Below are 15,927 nucleotides of genomic sequence, written 5' to 3'. Positions count from 1 at the left end.
GGGCCTGTGTCGCCACGTGGGGCCTACTCCGGCGGCGTCGGTGTGTCGTGGGTGCGGTACATGGCCTGCACGTCCAGCTCCAGTTGGACCGTCGGGCCGACCACCGCGATGCCGCGCGCCAGCATCGTGCGCCAGTTGAGGGTGTAGTCCTCGCGGTGCAGCTCCGCCCTGGCCAGGGCCGCGCAGCGCAGTTCCTCGCCGTATCCGCCGTTGACCATGCCCAGGTACGACGTGTCCAGCGCGACGGACCGGCTCACGCCGTGCATGGTCAGCGTGCCGTGCAGCGTCCACTTGCTGCCGCCGCGGTAGGCGAAGCGGGTACTGGTGAAGTCGATGTACGGGTAGCGCTCGACATCGAGGAAGTCGGCGGAGCGCAGGTGCGTGTCCCGGGTGTTGTTGCCCGTGGTGATGCTCGACGCGTCGATGCGCACGTGCACACGGGACTGGGACACGTCCTCGGTGACCTGTATGCCGCCGTCGAAGCGTTCGAAACGGCCGTGCACATGGGCCATGCCGACGTGCTTGGCGATGAAGCGGATCGCCGTGTGCGGCGGGTCGAAGAGCCAGGTGCCGGGGACCGGGAGTTCGAGCTGCCGGGCCGTCTGGAGCCACACGCGCACCGGGGTCAGGCTGCTGTCCGCGACGACCTCGACGGTCTCGCGGTGTGGTTCCAGACCCTCCGCCACGATCAGCAGGCTGTAGCTGCCCGGCGGCAGGACGGCCGTGAAGAAGCCGTACGGGTCGGTGGCGCCGCGTGCCGCGACCCGGTGGCTGCGCAGTTCCGTCACCGTCACTTCGGCGGCGCCCATGGGCTGGTTCACGGGGTCGAGGACCTCGCGGACGACGGCACCCGCGCCGGCCGGAACCGGAAGCGTGCGGCCTGCGGCGCCTGCGGAGGCACCCAGGAGTCGCCGTCGGAGCAGTCCGAGGGCCATGAAGTTCACCTTTCAGTTTTCGTCTTTCAGGTCGCGCCAGGACATCGGCGGGACCTCGGTGAGAGGTTCAGACTAGGTGGTCGGAGCGTCGGTGAGACGTCCCGGTCTCGGGGGCGGCGGGCTCGGGCGGCCGGCCGCGGCAGTGGCCGTCACGACGGCTCCGGCGCCCGCCCCTCGTACGCCGCTCTCAGCAGGTCGCGCACGCCGTCCACGGTGACCTTGCGGGGATTGGGGTACGTCTGGCCCGCCGCCTGCCCTGCCGCCACCGCCAAGTCGGGCTCACTCAGACCGAGTTCGGCGAGGGATCGGGGTGCGCCGAACCGGGCGGAGAGGTTCCGCAGGGCGAGCGCGGGGTCCTCGGTGCCCAGGGCGCGGGCCAGGGCGGCCATGGCCTCGGGGGCGGCGGAGGCGTTGTGGGCCAGGACGTACGGCAGGACCACGGTGTGCGTCTCGGCGTGCGGCAGACCGAACGTACCGCCGAGGACATGGCACAGCTTGTGGTGCAGGCCCATGGTGGTGGCGCCCAGCGTGGCACCGCACAGCCAGGCCCCGTACAGGGCTCGCCCGCGTGCCTGGGGGTCCCCGGGGTCGGCCGCCAGTCCGGGAAGGGCGTGGGTCATCGCCCGTGCGCCCTCCTCGGCCATGAGCGCCACCAGCGGCGAGGCGTCCGGCGCGTACAGCGCCTCGGCAGCGTGCGCCACCGCGTTGATGCCGCTCGTCACGGACAGAGCCACCGGCAGCGACAGGGTGAGGTCGGGGTCGTACACCACACTGCGGGGCAGCACGGCCGGATCACGGCCCGTCCGCTTGACGCCCCGTTCGGTCAGGCCCCAGACCGGGGTCATCTCGGAACCGGAGTACGTCGACGGCACGGCGATCAGGGGCAGTCCGGTGCGCAGGGCGATCGCCTTGCCGAGGCCGATCGCGGAGCCGCCGCCGACGGCCACACAGCCGTCGGCGCCCGCGGCACGCGCCACCTCGACGGCACGGTCGGCCACCTCCACGGGCACATGCATACGGGCCTGGGGGTGCAGCCCGGCGCAGGCGTCACCGAGGGAGTCCGCCACCGCCCGTGCGGTGGCCGCGCCCCGGGGACCGCACACGACCAGCAGCCGCCGCAGCCCGAGCCGGCCCGCCTCGTCCGGCACCGCGGTCACCGAGGCTCCGGACCGGAACACGACCCGCATCGGCCGGGCCTCGTGGATGAACTCCATCACGACGGCTCCGCGTTCAGGACAAGGTCGAAATGTGCGTGCCGGAACGGGTTCGGAACGCCGAACTCCCGTGCCAGGGAAGGGTCGTCACTCTCGGCGAACTCCTGGACGAGGCTCTCCTTGACCGCGAACACCGCGTCCGAGTCGAGGTGGTCGCCGCCCGCCACGAAGATGTGCGTGGTGACCGGCGCGTGGCCCTCGGCCGAGACGATGAAGTGGATGTGAGCGGGACGGTAGGGGTGCCGTCCGGTCGCGCGGAGCAGGTCACCCACGGGGCCGTCGGTGGGGATCGGGTACGGGCTCGGCACACAGGTACGGAACCAGAAGCGGCCCTCGGCGTCCGCTGTGAACAGTCCCCGCCCGTTGCCCGGCGGCTGGACGCCGGGCTGCTGCACGTCGTAGTAGCCCTCGGCGCTCGCCTGCCAGACATCGAGGACGGCGCCCGGCAGCGGGGTGCCGTCCGCGGACCGTACCCGGCCGCTGACCACGCACGGTTCGCCGCCGCCGACCAGGTCGATGTCGGCGCCGAGCTCCCGGACCGGCGACTCGGTCAGGTGGAACGGACCGAGAACCGTCGACTCCGTCGCCCCGGTCCCTCCGGTCACCCCGCGGTCGGCGCCCAGTGTCTCGACGAGCATCGAGACACCGAGCACGTCCGACAGGAGGATGAACTCCTGCCGGGTGTCGGTACACGTCTGCCCGGTCGCCGTCAGGAAGCCGATGGCGCTCTCCCACTCCGCCATGGTGAGCTCGGTCTCGCGGACGAACTCGTGGAGATGACGGACGAGGGCGCCGAGCACCTCGCGCAGCCGTGGGTCGGCCGTGCCCTCAAGGCTGTCGACGACCGCCCCGGTGATGTCGCTGGTGAATGCGGTCCTCATACGGCTCCCCTGGTTCCGCGGCTCGTCCCGCCCGTTCCCGTCAGGCATGTCCGAGGATCCGCCGCACCGCGCCCGTAAGCAACCGCTCCGCGTCCTCGGGGGACGCGGCCGCCGTCGCGTGCCGGAAGGCGACGTACCCGTCCGGGCGTACGAGCAGGGCTCCCCCGTCGGACACCTCGCTGAGCCGCGCCCAGTCGCCGTACGGGTCCTCGTACTCCTGACCGGGCCCGATGACGACGGTGGCGATCTCCAGGTCCTGGGCGTCGGCCGCCCGCGCCCAGTCCGCGCCGCCGATGCCGGTGACCAGGGTGAAGCGGCCCTGTCCGACGGTGTCGAGCGTCGACAGGGTGCGCGTGCCCGAGGTGATCCAGGCGTGCGGGAGTTTGGCGCCGGGGCGGGAGGTGGGCTGGTGGTACAGCTCGGGGTCGCGGTCGAAGCCGGGGTCGGGGGTGCCGTCGGGGACGATCGCGTCCGAGACGTACCGCTGGTTGAGATCGACGCCGTGTGCGTTGAACTCGTACACCTTGAACGCTATGGCCTCGCGCAGCTTCGCCCGCTGCTTCTCCGCGGCCGGTGTGTCCTCCTTGCGGGCGGCGATGTTGGCCCACAGCTGCTCGGGGGTCTGCGGGGAGAGCCCGTCGAGCGCCTCGAAGACGGGGGCTGTCTCGCCGATGGACTTGTTGGCGCGGGTGACGATCTGCTTGCCGATCGGGGCGCGCTCGGCGGTGTAGGAGTCCAGCAGCTTCGGGGACGCCGTGCCGTCGAGGACGAGCCTGAGCTTCCAGGCCAGGTTGTAGGAGTCCTGGATGGAGGTATTGGAGCCGAGGCCGTTGGACGGCGGGTGGCGGTGTGTGGCGTCCCCGGCGCAGAAGACGCGGCCGTTCGCGTACGTCTGCGCGTACATCTCGTTGACGGTCCAGGCCGAGGACGACTTGATGGTCACCGGGATCTCGTCGTCGCCGATGAGCCCCCGGACGACGGACTCGGCGTACTCGGTGGTCAGGTCGGGGGCGCCCGCGGTGACGTCGTACCCCCATACGATCAGCCACTCGTTCCAGGGCCGGACGCAGCGCACCAGGCCCGCGCCGATGCCGCCGACGGTGGCGCCGGGGGCGAGCACCCAGTAGAGGGTGGACGGCCGATGAGCGGTGTACTCGCTCAAATCCGCGTCGAAGACGATGTTGATGCTGCCGGCCACGCCCATCTGGCCGCCCATCGGCAGTCCGGCGTCCTCGGCGACCCGCGAGCGGCCGCCGTCGGCACCGATGAGGTACTTGGCGCGGATGGTGTACTCGTCGCCGCGCAGCCGGTCCTCGACGGTGACCGTGACACCGTCGTCGTCCTGGACGAAGGACTTGTACACGGTGCTGAAGCGCAGCCGCGTGCCGCGGGCGACGGCCGCGTCCATGAGCACCGGCTCCATGAGGTGCTGGGGCATGTCGCACATGCGGGTGGGGCTGGCGAGCTCGTGCGCGGCCTGGACGAGCGGGTCGTTGCCCCAGGAGCGGACCCGGCCGAGTTCCTCGCCGGCGAGGCTGGTGCAGAAGGTCGTGTTGCCCATCAGGTGCTGCGGTGTGGCCTGCGCGACGACCTCCTGCTCGACGCCGAGGTCACGCAGCACTTCCATGGTGCGCTGGTTGGTGATGTGGGCCCGGGGCGTGTCGGCGAGACGCGCGTGGCGGGTGACGACGATGTGGGGTACGCCGTAGGTGCTCAGGGCGAGCGCGGCGGAGGCACCCGCGGGGCCACTGCCGACGATCAGCACGTCGGTCACGACATCGGGCTCGACGGTGTGCACGGGAACGCTCCAGGGACAGAGAACAGGCGCCGACCGTTCAAGATCATGGAGGGGGGCGCGGGAGCATGGGTGTCTCAATTGGAGACAGTCGGAGACAGTGCGGCGCTGGGGGCGGCACGGTGCACGTACGGGGTACGGGTCGGTGGGCGCGCTCGTTCAAGGCGGTGGGTGCGGGGCGCGAACCGGGAAACACGGGCGGTGGGTGTGGACCACCGAACGGGTAACCACAGGCGGTTGTTGCTGGTTCAACCGCGGCCGGTACGGTGAGTGTCGTTGTGACCAGCACAGAACACCCCGGCGTCCGCCCCTCCCTCGCTTCGCTGCGCAGGGCCCGCGAACTGTTCCTGAGGGGGCATCAACTGCCGGACGACGTGCCGGACGACGTCGTCGCCGCGTGGAAGCGCGCCCGGTTCTTCGGCGTGCGGCACGACGTGACCGACTCGGCGCCCGAGGCACCACGGCATCCGGTACGGCCGGCTGAATCCACCCTGCTCACCGCGGCCCTGCCCGTGCTCGAACGCCTCGCCCCGACGCTCGGCACCGGGCAGGCGGCGCTCGTGCTCACCGACGAGCGGCTACGGGTGCTGTGGACGGCCGGCAGCACTCAGGACGCCCCGTGCCGCCGTGACCTCTCCGAGCAGGAGGTCGGTCACAACAGCGCGGCGCTCGCGCTGCGCACCCGCCGCCGCGCCGAGGTGCACGGCCCCGAGCACTTCCTCGACCTGTGGCAGGACGTCTCCGCGGTCAGTGTGCCGGTGCTGGCGCCGGAGACCGGTCGGGCGCTGGGCACGGTGACCGTGACCTCCGGGCTCAGCGGCGAGTGCACACCGCATCTCGGGGCCCCGCTCGCCGAGGCAGCGGCGAGCGCCGTCGAGGCGGAGCTCCTCGCACGGTCGCGGGCGGCGGAGCGTGTGCTGCTGGACGCGTATCTGCGGGCCATGCGGGAGCGGGGACGTGCGGTTGTGGCCCTCGACGGACGCAACCGGCTCGTCAGCGAGGCGGCGGGGCACCTGCTGTCACCGGAGGGACTGGAAGCCCTGGAGCGGAGCACGGTCGCACTGCTGCGGACCGCGGACCGCGCGGCACAGCCGGAGTCCGAGGACGACTCGGGGTCGGGTACAACCACCGCTACAGAAGCCGGAAACGAGGCAGAGCCGCCCTCGGCCTCCGGTCCCGCCACCGGGCCCGGAGCGTCAGCCGGCTCGGCGCCGTCAGCCCCGTACCGCATCCGGCTCCCGGACGGCGCGGACTGTTCCGCGACCGTCACGCCCGTACCGCACCTGGGCTCCGTCATCGGTGCGGTCGCCGTGCTTGAGCGGGTGGGGCGTGCGCCTGTGGCCTCGGCCGCGCGTGCCGTCGTGTCGCTGGCCGGGCGGTCGGTGCCGTGGCGACACGCGGTCGGCCGTGCGACGGAGTTGGCCCTGACGCCGGAGCCCCTGCTGCTCGTCGGCGAACGCGGCACCGGGAAGACCTCGCTCGCACGGGAGCTGGTCGCGAGGCCATTGATCGTGGACGCGGCGGAAGGCGGACTCGGCGCCGGGATCGGCGAACTGGCGGACGGCCGGCCACTCCTCATCCGCCACGTCGAGCGTCTCGCGCAGCCCGACACGGCGGCCCTCAACTCGTTGCTCGACGCCCGTCCAGGTGTCCCCCTGCTGGCCACCTACACCCCCGGAGCGCCTCCGGGCCCGTGTCTCCAGCGGCTCCTGGACACCCTGGCCGCACGCTCGGTGACGCTCCCCGCGCTCCGCGAACGGCCGGAGGACGTAAGGGAGTTGCTTCCGGTGCTGGCTCCCACGTCCGCACCGGGACGGCCCCCTCTCACCTGGACACTGGACGCGCTGCACGCCCTGGAGCAGTACCCGTGGCCCGGCAACGTCACCGAACTCGCCCATCTCGTACGGGCGTTGGCCGAGGCCCGTCGCGCAACGGGTCCCGTCGGACGGGCCGAGCTGCCGGACCCCGTGCGTGAGGGACCCGCGACCCGGCATCTCAGCCCGATGGAGCATGCCGAGCGCACCGCCATCCTGGAGGCCCTCCGCCGCAACGGCGGCAACAAGGCCCGAGCGGCGGCTGCCCTGGGCATCGCCCGCGCCACGCTGTACCGGAAGCTGCGGGGCTACCGGGGCTGAACCCGGTGGACAGTCCGAGCCCGCGACGAACTGGAACGGCTGACGACCGCAACGTTGCCCAGCGTTGACGCGACTCATCCAATCTTTCTGCCCTGACCCGAAACGACACACCCAGTTCACCGCCCCGGGGAGGGCGCAGCGTCCCGGCCCGGACAGGCAGAGCGGAGTCGGCGGAGCGGCCGCCCCCCCCTTCGGGGCTACCCAGTACAGCAACATTCTCGGCGCTCCGGGTGAGCCCCCGCACGAGCGGATGGAGCGGCCACGCCGGACCGGTCCGCCGTGGGAAACTTTCGAAAGTCGTCACCCCTGTCGACAGAAGACATCCCATGAGTCGACGCTATGGCCATGGATCGCAGACATTTCCTCGCAGTGTCCACCACGGCCGGAGCGAGCGTGGCGGGCGTCGCGTCGTCCGGGGCCGCGCAGGCCGCCGACGGGGCGGACGCCGGCCTGACGGTGCCGGAGGGAACGTCGGGGGCCGCCGCGGAACCCGGCGAGTTCGCCCTCTGGTATCCGCGGCCGGCCTCCACCTGGCTGGAGGCACTGCCGATCGGCAACGGACGGCTGGGTGCCATGGTCTTCGGCGGAACCGACCGCGAACAACTCCAGTTGAACGAGGACACGGTGTGGGCGGGCGGGCCGTACGAGCCTGCCAACCCGAGCGCACTGGCCGCCCTCCCCGAGATCCGCCGACTGGTGTTCGCCGGTGAGTGGGCCGCGGCACAGTCCCTGATCGACTCGGACTTCCTCGGCACCCCCAAAGGCGAGTTGATGTACCAGACGGTCGGCAGCCTGCGCCTGGCCTTCGCCGCCGAAGGCGAGGTCCGCGACTACCGGCGCACGCTCGACCTCGACTCCGCCGTCACCTCCGTCCGCTGCGTACAGGGCGGGGTGACGTACCGCCGGGAGGTCTTCGCCAGCCACCCCGACCAGGTGATTGTCATGCGCCTGACTGCGGACACGCCGGGAGCCGTCTCCTTCACCGCGACCTTCGACAGCCCCCAGACGGTGACCGCGTCGTCGCCCGACCGGATCACCGTCGCGATCGACGGAACGTCGCAGACCCGTGAGGGCATCACGGGGCAGGTACGGTTCCGGGCCCTGGCCCGTGCCCGGGCCGACGGCGGAACGGTCAGCAGCGAGAACGGGACCCTCACGGTCACCGGTGCCGATTCCGTCACCCTGCTGGTCTCCATCGGCACCAGCTACACCGACTACCGGAACCCGACCGGCGACCACGCGCACCGCGCCACCGCTCCGCTCAACGCCGCCTCGGACGTCCCGTACGCACGGCTCCGGAAACGTCATGTCGCCGACTACCAGCGCCTGTTCCGGCGGGTGGAACTCGACCTCGGCACGACCGGCGCGGCGGCGCTGCCCACCGACGAACGGGTCGCGAACTTCGCCTCCGCCGCCGATCCCCACCTGGTCGCCCTGCACTTCCAGTACGGGCGCTATCTGCTGATCTCCTCGTCACGGCCCGGAACCCAGCCCGCCACCCTCCAGGGCATCTGGAACGAGTCGCTCAGCCCGCCCTGGGACTCGAAGTACACCATCAACATCAACACGGAGATGAACTACTGGCCGGCACCCGTCACCAACCTCCTGGAGTGCTGGGAACCGGTCTTCGACATGCTCGCGGATCTGTCGGTCGCCGGGGCGCGAACCGCCGAGGTGCAGTACGGGGCGGGCGGCTGGGTCACCCACCACAACACCGACGCCTGGCGCGGCACGGCGCCGGTGGACGGGGCGTTCTGGGGCATGTGGCAGACCGGCGGAGCCTGGCTGTCGACCGGTATCTGGGAGCACTATCTCTTCACGGGTGACAGGGAGGCGCTGCGCCGGCGCTACCCGGTGCTCCGGGGCGCGGTGCGGTTCTTCCTCGACACCCTCGTCACCGATCCGGCCGGCGGACACCTCGTCACCTGCCCCGCGGTCTCGCCGGAGAACGCCCATCACGCGGACGTGTCCGTCTGCGCCGGGCCGACCATGGACAACCAGATCCTGCGTGATCTTCTCGACGGGTTCGTCAAGGCATCCGAGCTGCTCGGCGAGGACGGGGGCGGGGACGGGGGCGGGCAAGGCGGCATGCGCGCCGAGGCGCGAACCGCCCGCGGGAAGCTGCCGCCCATGAGGATCGGCGCCCAGGGCCAGTTGCAGGAGTGGCAGGAGGACTGGGACGCGATCGCTCCCGAGCAGAACCACCGGCATGTCTCTCACCTGTACGGTCTGCACCCCAGCAACCAGATCACCAGGCGGGGTACGCCCGAACTGTTCGCCGCGGCGCTGAGGACGCTGGAGCAGCGCGGTGACGCGGGCACCGGCTGGTCCCTCGCCTGGAAGATCAACTTCTGGGCCCGGCTGGAGGACGGCGCACGCTCCTACAAGCTGCTGACGGACCTGCTCACCCCCGAGCGCACCGCGCCGAACCTCTTCGATCTGCATCCGCCCTTCCAGATCGACGGCAACTTCGGTGCGACGGCGGGGGTTTCGGAGTGGCTGCTCCAGTCCCACGCGGGTGAGCTGCATCTGCTGCCCGCGCTGCCTCCGGCACTGCCGGACGGCCGGGTACGGGGGCTGCTGGCGCGCGGTGGCTTCGAAGTGGACCTGGAGTGGGGCGAGGGCACCTTGCTGACCGGCAGCCTGCTTTCCCGCTCCGGCAACCGGGCGGTCGTGCGGTCCGCGACCGACCTGAAGGTGACCGCCCACGGCCGCCCCGTCGGGGTACGCCGACCGGAGCCGGGGCTGATCGTCTTCGGTACGGAGGCCGGGACGACGTACCGGCTGAGCGCCTCCCGCCCGGCACACTCGGAGTGACCCGGCGGGAGGCATGCTCGTACGTTCCGCGGTCAGGCGCTGAAGCGGTGGCTTCCCGCATCGACCTCGAACACCGCGCAGCCGTCCTCGGCGCGCACGAACGTCCCCCGCGTGTGCTGGACGCGCCGGGGGCTGTCCGTGGGAATCCACACCTCGGCGCTGGTGTTGGGCGGCACGACGCAGGACAGCACGAAGCGTCCGGACCGCCGTTGCCACCGGGTGGACACCGGACCGTAGAGGGAGGCGAACGTGGCGCCGGCGGAGGTGACGTCGCCGCCCGGGCGGGGACGGATGACGATCCGTCGGTAGCCCGCCCGGCCCGGGGCGAGACCGGCGATGTTGGCGTACATCCACTCACCCACCGAGCCGTAGGCGTAGTGGTTGAAGGAGTTCATCGCCGGGGTCTGGAAGCCGCCGTCCGGCTGTATGGAGTCCCAGCGCTCCCACATGGTGGTCGCCCCCCGGTCGATCTGGTAGCCCCAGCTGGGGAAGGTGCGCTGGTGCAGCAGTCGGTAGGCGACATCGGTGTGACCGGTGTCGGTGAGGACGGGCAGCAGCCTCGGCGTGCCGAGGAAACCGGTCGACAGGTGCCAGTCCTTCGCCTCGATGAGGGCCACGAGGCGGTCCGCTGCCGCCTTGCGCAGCTCGTCCGGCAGCAGGTCCATGGACAGCGCGAGTACATACGCCGTCTGTGTGTCGCCCTTCACCCTGCCGTCGGACGTGACGTAGGCCGTCCGGAACGCCTCACGTACGCGTGCCCGGAGGTCGGCGTAGGGCGCGGGGTCCTCGCCCAGCTCTGTCGCGATGCGTGACGCCAGCTCGGCGCTGTGCGCGAAGTAGGCGGTCGCGATCACGTCCTTGGGGGTCTCGTCCGACACGTTGAGCCAGTCGCCGTATCCGGCGGCCGGCCGCAGCAGCCCGTCGCTGTGCTTCTCCAGATACCCCAGCCAGGCCCGGACGGACGGCCAGGCGTCGTGGAGCACCTGTCGGTCACCGTACGCCTCGTACAGGGCCCAGGGGACCGTGACCCCCGCGTCCCCCCAGCCCGCCACGCCGCTGCCGAGGCCTCCGACGGCGGGCGCCACGTCGGTGAACGCGCCGTCCGGGGTCTGCGCGTCGCGGAGATCGACCAGCCACTTGCTGAGGAAGCGGGCCGACTCCATCGTGTACACGGCGGTGGGTGCGAAGACGTTGATGTCGCCGGTCCAGCCGAGCCTTTCGTCGCGGGCCGGGGTGTCCGTCGGGACGGAGAGGAAGTTGCCGCGCTGCCCCCAGACGATGTTGCTGTGCAGCTGGTTGAGCATCGGTACGTCGGTCTCGAACTCGAACGTGAACGGCGCGGAGGTGTGCATGACCCGCCCGGTCACGGACCCCGTCGACGGCTTCCCGGGGAATCCCGTCACTTCGACGTAGCGGAACCCGTGGAAGGTGAAACGCGGCTCGTAGATCTCCTCGCCGCGCCCCCTGAGGATGTACGTGTCCGTCGCGGCGGCCGACCGGAGGTTCGCGGTGTAGATCGTGCCGTCGGGATTGAGGACCTCCGCGTGCCGCAACCGCACCGTGGTTCCGGCCTCGCCCGATACGCGCAGCCGTACCGACCCGACCATGTTCTGGCCCAGGTCGACGACGAAGACCCCCGGTTTGGGCTCGGTGACCTCCTGGGCGCGGAGCTCCTGCGCGATACGGACGGGACCGTCGACCTGTGCGACGATCTTCTCCGGGACATCGTTGTCAGCGCCGCGCACCGCGAGCCAGGACCGGTCGTCGAAGCCGGGCGAGGTCCACCCGGCCGTCTCCTTCCGCGCGTCGTAGGTCTCGCCCGACAACAGGTCGGCGGAGACGATCGGTCCCGCCGTGGCCCGCCACTGAGGCCCCGAGGTGATGCGTTCACTCGTCCCGTCGGCGTACTCGACCTCCAACTGGACCAGGAGCGCCGGGCGTTCGCCGTACTGGTGCGGACCGAAACTCGCGATGTTGCCCGCGTACCAGCCGGGGGCCAGGAAGACGCCGAGCGCGTTGGCGCCCGGGCGGACGGAGCCGGTGACGTCGTAGGTCTGGTACTGCACACGCTTGCGGTAGTCGGTCCAGCCCGGGGCGAGTCGATCGCGTCCCACGCGCCGGCCGTTGAGGTGCGCCTCGTAGAGCCCGAGCGCCGTGGCGTAAAGACGGGCACGGCTCACCTTCTTGGCCGGCAGCCGGAACTCATGGCGCAGCTGGTGGGCGGCGAACGCGACCGGTACGACCCGGCCCCACGGCCCCGCTCCCCACGCGGCGGCCGGCTTCGCCGCCTGCCAGGCGCTGTCGTCGAAGTCCGGTGCGCGCCAGTTCCCGCCCGGTTCCTGGTCCGTGGCCTTCCAGGAGGCGTCGGTGCAGATCCTCTGCTCGCCGGAGGACGTGGTCAGGGCCAGTACGCAGATCAGTCCGGCGGGCCCGGCCGTGGCGTTGGCCGCGGAGACAGCGAGGGTGTTCGGTCCGGGACGTACGTGGTCGAGGACGTCGATGACGGCCGGGCGACGCCAGCCCTCGTTGTCCGTGTCCAGGTCGGTGCGTGCCAGCTCGGTGCCGTTGAGGGAGACGGCGTAGACGTTGTCCGCGCTGATGACCAGGGTGGCCGCGGTGATGTCCTCGGGCAGGCGGGCGGTGCGGCGGAACCACCGGGTGCCCGCCGGAGCGCTGCTCGCCGGGTCGCCCTCCGGGTACCAGATCCAGGAACTGCCCTCCAGGGACGGGACATCCGTGAGGGCCGCCGGAGCGGAGATCCACTCAGCCGACCACTGCGACTCGTCCATCAGGCCGGTCTCCCACCACGACGGCGCGCTCCACTCCGAGACACCACCGTCGGCATCCCATACCCGCACCGACCAGAAGTAGCGTGTACGGGGCTGGAGTCGAGGGCCGGCGTACGGGACGAGGACGGATTCCTCCGAGACGACCTTGCCGCTGTCCCACACATCCGGGTGGGACAGACCGGCGGCACTGGAGGCGACCCGCACGTGGTAGGCACTCTGCCGCTGCCCCGGTCCGGCCGCCGCCAGCGGCCAGCTCAGCCGCGGCCGGGCCGCGTCGAGGCCCAGCGGTCGCTGCACGTACTCGACGGTCGGAGAGGTAACCCGTAAAGCGCTCTTTCCGGCAGGTCCCGCGGCATGTCCAGCGGCAGTTGCGGGCGCGGCCACGGCCGGCCCGGTGCCGGCGGCCACGGCACCCACCGTGGCCGCGGCGCCCGCGAGGATGTTCCTTCTACTGATCACAGCGACCCCAGGGGTAGAAGGTGAATCGATTCATCGCGGTGACGGTAGGGGCCCATGAGACGCACGTCAATGACATGCGCGGGGGCAACCGACGGCGCAGCGGATGCCGGACATGTCCAGGCAGGTGGCCGCCGTCAAACCGACAACTCCCGTACTGCGAGCTACGTTTGTCGCATGACCATGGATCGAGACGCGATGCTGCGAGCAGCTGCGGACGTCCTGAGCCGGAGGCCGAACGCCACCCAGGACGAGATCGCGAAGGGGGTCGGGGTAAGCCGGGCGACCCTCCACCGCCATTTCGCGGGGCGGGCCGAACTACTGCAGGCATTGGAGGTAATGGCCGCCGAACAACTGCATGCGGCGGTTCTGGCAGCGCATCTGGAGGAGGGGGACTGCGCTTCCGCGGTGCGCCGCCTCGTAGCGGCCTCCGAGCACGTCGCCCCCTATCTGGCGCTGCTGTACACCCAGAGTCAGGAGTCGGACTCCGCCACCATGCATCCGACCTGGGACGAGATCGACCAGATGATTCATGGGCTCTTCCGGCGCGGTCAACGCTCCGGGGAGTTCACCAGCGAGCTCCCCGTGGCGTGGCTTTCCGAGGCTTTCTACAGCCTGGTCGCGGCCGCGCAGTGGGCCGTGCAAAGCGGCCGAGCCGCGCGCATCGACTTCACTCGCCTGGTTGCCGACCTGATGCTCTCCGGCGTCTCCACCCACCGATGGCGGGCAGAGCAACCCCACTGACTTTCACCACACCGCAGCCCGCCAGTTCCGAAGCCGTGATCCACGTCGCCTCGGTCGGCAACCTCGCCAAGCGCGCAACGGGCAGGAGCACACCCACCTGGCGAGGCACCCACGCACTCCGATCACCCCCGTGCCTGTTCGGCAGAATTCCTCGACGGCTGCTCGCACTTCAGAAGCAGGCAAGGCGTTCTGGCGGTGATGAAGTCAGGCATCGTTCCACCCGCCCGGCACTACTTCCTCTGCAACCTCATTCCGGTCTCCGGGTGTACGGTCACAGGGGGAAACGTCTTCAGGTAGCGGGAGAGCCGAGCCTGCGCTGCGCGGCGGTCGACAGCACTGTCATAACTGTCGGCCAGTTCCGATGAATAAGCGCGGATCAGACCCGAAAGGACGTATCGATCAGGGCACTGCACGCTGAGGAGGTGTTGGCGTGTCAGTTCACGCAGCAAGGGCTTCACCGTCGATATCGTCACCCCCGCGAGGCTTGCTGCGGCCGCTGTGGAGATCCAGGCACCGCGAGCCAGGGAGAGCAGGCGGAACAGGCGCGCCGCATCGGCACTGAGGGCCTGGTAGGACCACGAGAAAACCGTCCGTATGTTGGTGTTGGCATCGTCTCCGGTGAAGAGGTCCAGGATTCCCCTGGTCCGGCGGAGTTCATCCGCGACGTGGGTCAACACGCAGTTCGGGCGGGTCTGTGCAACCGCGGCGACGATGGCCAAGGCCAGCGGCAGCCGCCCGCAGAGGTCGATAATGTCCTGCACCGCTTCGGGATGCGCCTCGATCTGGTCTGCGCCGAGTCGTTGGGACATTGCCTGACGAGCTTCTTCCGACGAGAACACGCCCAGCGTCATCGGGCGGACGTCGTTCGTGACGATCAGACCGGGCAACTGCGTACGGCTGGTCACCAGCACCATGCAACCACGCGTGCCTGGCAGCAAAGGCCTGACCTGGTTCTCGTCGCGCGCGTTGTCCAGCACGACCAGCACGCGACGGCCCGCCAGCAGACTGCGGAACATGGCGATCTTCGCATCCAGACCCGCCGGGACGCGTTCCAGCAGCACGCCGAACGCACACAGGAAGTCGTCCAGGACCTCCACCGGACTCAGTGGCCGTCCGGCCTGGTCGTAGCCGCGCAGGTTGACGAAGAGTTGCCCGTCCGGAAAGGTGTCAGCGGCCTGATGGGCCCAGTGGACCGCGAGCGCGGTCTTTCCACTGCCGGCAACCCCGTCGATCAGCACCGCTCGCGCTGCCGTTTCTGGATGTTCCTCGTCAACCGATTCCCAGAGCCGTGCCAGTTGAGCCGGCCTTCCCACGAATGTCGACAGATCCGCGGGCAGTTGCGCGGGCCGCGGTATCAGGTCCAGCGGTTCACGCTTGCGCAGCGGCTCACCAAGGCCCTGGTGCCGGGCATCAGTCGACCGGCGAGGCGGCGGATGCGGCAACCGGATGTCGTGGTTCAGGATCGCCTGATGCGTGTCCTGCAGTTCCGGACCCGGATCGACGCCGAGCTCCTCACCGAGACGCCGGCGCACTTCAGCAAAGCGCTGCAACGCGTCAGCAGGACGTCCGGATAAGTAGAGCGCCCGCAGCAAGAGGTTCCAGGCCCTTTCGCGCAGTGGATGCCGAGCCGTCAGGTCTTCGGCGACCAGAACGGCGCGCTCGTACTCACCCTCGTTCAGCAGCGCGTCCGTGCGTAACTCCACCGCCTGCAACTGCAGTTCGCTCAACCGTGCCGACTCGCGCATCGCGAACCGGTGGTGTTCCACGTCCGCGAACGCCGAGCCGCGCCACAGCGCCAACGCACGGTCGACCTCCGCACGTGCCTCCGCTGCCCGGCCGTCGGCCAGCAACTGTCGGGCCCCGACCACCAAACGCTCGAAGTGCACGGTGTCGCGCACCTCCTCGGGCAACCGCAGGGCATAACCCGTCGAGTCCCTGGCCAGGACCTCGTGGCCCGCTCGGCGTGAGCGTTTCGGCTCCAGGACGTCGCGCAGTCTGCTCACATGGGAGTGCAAGGTCGCCACCGCGCTGGGCGGCGGCCGTCCCTGCCACACGTCTTCGCACAGTACGTCCACGGGAACAGAGCGACTGTTCTCCAGAAGCAGCCGGATAAGCAGCACGCGCCGCAACTGTGGCCCGAGACTGAGCTCCTGCCCTCTTT

The 15,927-nt window shown here is 70.6% G+C and carries 9 protein-coding genes; 3 read left to right on the top strand and 6 right to left on the bottom strand.

Annotated elements, in window-relative coordinates; all coding sequences use genetic code 11:
* Positions 1-23: 23 nt before the first annotated feature.
* From IE262_RS16350 to IE262_RS16335, 4 genes are all read right to left on the bottom strand, one after another.
* A complete protein-coding gene (locus IE262_RS16350; protein WP_134037448.1) occupies positions 24-935 on the bottom strand; it encodes a YceI family protein in 912 nt (303 codons plus the stop codon).
* Between the two features lie 149 nt (positions 936-1,084).
* Positions 1,085-2,149: a maleylacetate reductase gene (locus tag IE262_RS16345; protein WP_134037834.1), complete on the bottom strand. Its 1,065-nt coding sequence runs from the start codon at positions 2,147-2,149 to the stop codon at positions 1,085-1,087.
* Positions 2,149-3,030, bottom strand: a complete 882-nt coding sequence (locus IE262_RS16340) for a dioxygenase family protein (protein ID WP_189874416.1) — start codon at positions 3,028-3,030, stop codon at positions 2,149-2,151. The genes IE262_RS16345 and IE262_RS16340 overlap by 1 nt, the downstream gene beginning before the upstream one ends.
* A gap of 40 nt (positions 3,031-3,070) precedes the next feature.
* Positions 3,071-4,828: an FAD-dependent oxidoreductase gene (locus IE262_RS16335; RefSeq protein ID WP_189874414.1), complete on the bottom strand. Its 1,758-nt coding sequence runs from the start codon at positions 4,826-4,828 to the stop codon at positions 3,071-3,073.
* A gap of 275 nt (positions 4,829-5,103) precedes the next feature.
* Between IE262_RS16335 and IE262_RS16330 the strand changes: the two genes are divergently transcribed.
* Complete coding sequence (locus tag IE262_RS16330; RefSeq protein WP_189874412.1) at positions 5,104-6,960, top strand: helix-turn-helix domain-containing protein; 1,857 nt, start codon at positions 5,104-5,106, stop codon at positions 6,958-6,960.
* Positions 6,961-7,305: 345 nt separating this feature from the next.
* Complete coding sequence (locus IE262_RS16325) at positions 7,306-9,777, top strand: glycoside hydrolase family 95 protein (RefSeq protein ID WP_189874410.1); 2,472 nt, start codon at positions 7,306-7,308, stop codon at positions 9,775-9,777.
* Between the two features lie 32 nt (positions 9,778-9,809).
* Here the strand turns inward: IE262_RS16325 and IE262_RS16320 are convergent, their stop codons facing one another.
* Positions 9,810-13,025, bottom strand: a complete 3,216-nt coding sequence (locus IE262_RS16320) for an alpha-L-rhamnosidase (RefSeq protein ID WP_189874408.1) — start codon at positions 13,023-13,025, stop codon at positions 9,810-9,812.
* Between the two features lie 174 nt (positions 13,026-13,199).
* Here IE262_RS16320 and IE262_RS16315 point away from each other — a divergent pair, with 174 nt between their 5' ends.
* The gene (locus tag IE262_RS16315) at positions 13,200-13,766 is read left to right on the top strand and encodes a TetR/AcrR family transcriptional regulator (protein ID WP_189874406.1); all 567 of its coding nucleotides are present in this window, start codon (positions 13,200-13,202) and stop codon (positions 13,764-13,766) included.
* A gap of 230 nt (positions 13,767-13,996) precedes the next feature.
* Here the strand turns inward: IE262_RS16315 and IE262_RS16305 are convergent, their stop codons facing one another.
* On the bottom strand, positions 13,997-15,886 hold the full coding sequence (locus IE262_RS16305) for an AfsR/SARP family transcriptional regulator (RefSeq protein WP_189874403.1): 1,890 nt from the start codon (positions 15,884-15,886) through the stop codon (positions 13,997-13,999).
* Positions 15,887-15,927: the final 41 nt, after the last annotated feature.

This window comes from Streptomyces bluensis (assembly GCF_014650715.1).
Lineage (GTDB): Bacteria > Actinomycetota > Actinomycetes > Streptomycetales > Streptomycetaceae > Streptomyces > Streptomyces bluensis.
This window is presented reverse-complemented; position numbering and strand designations above follow the sequence as displayed.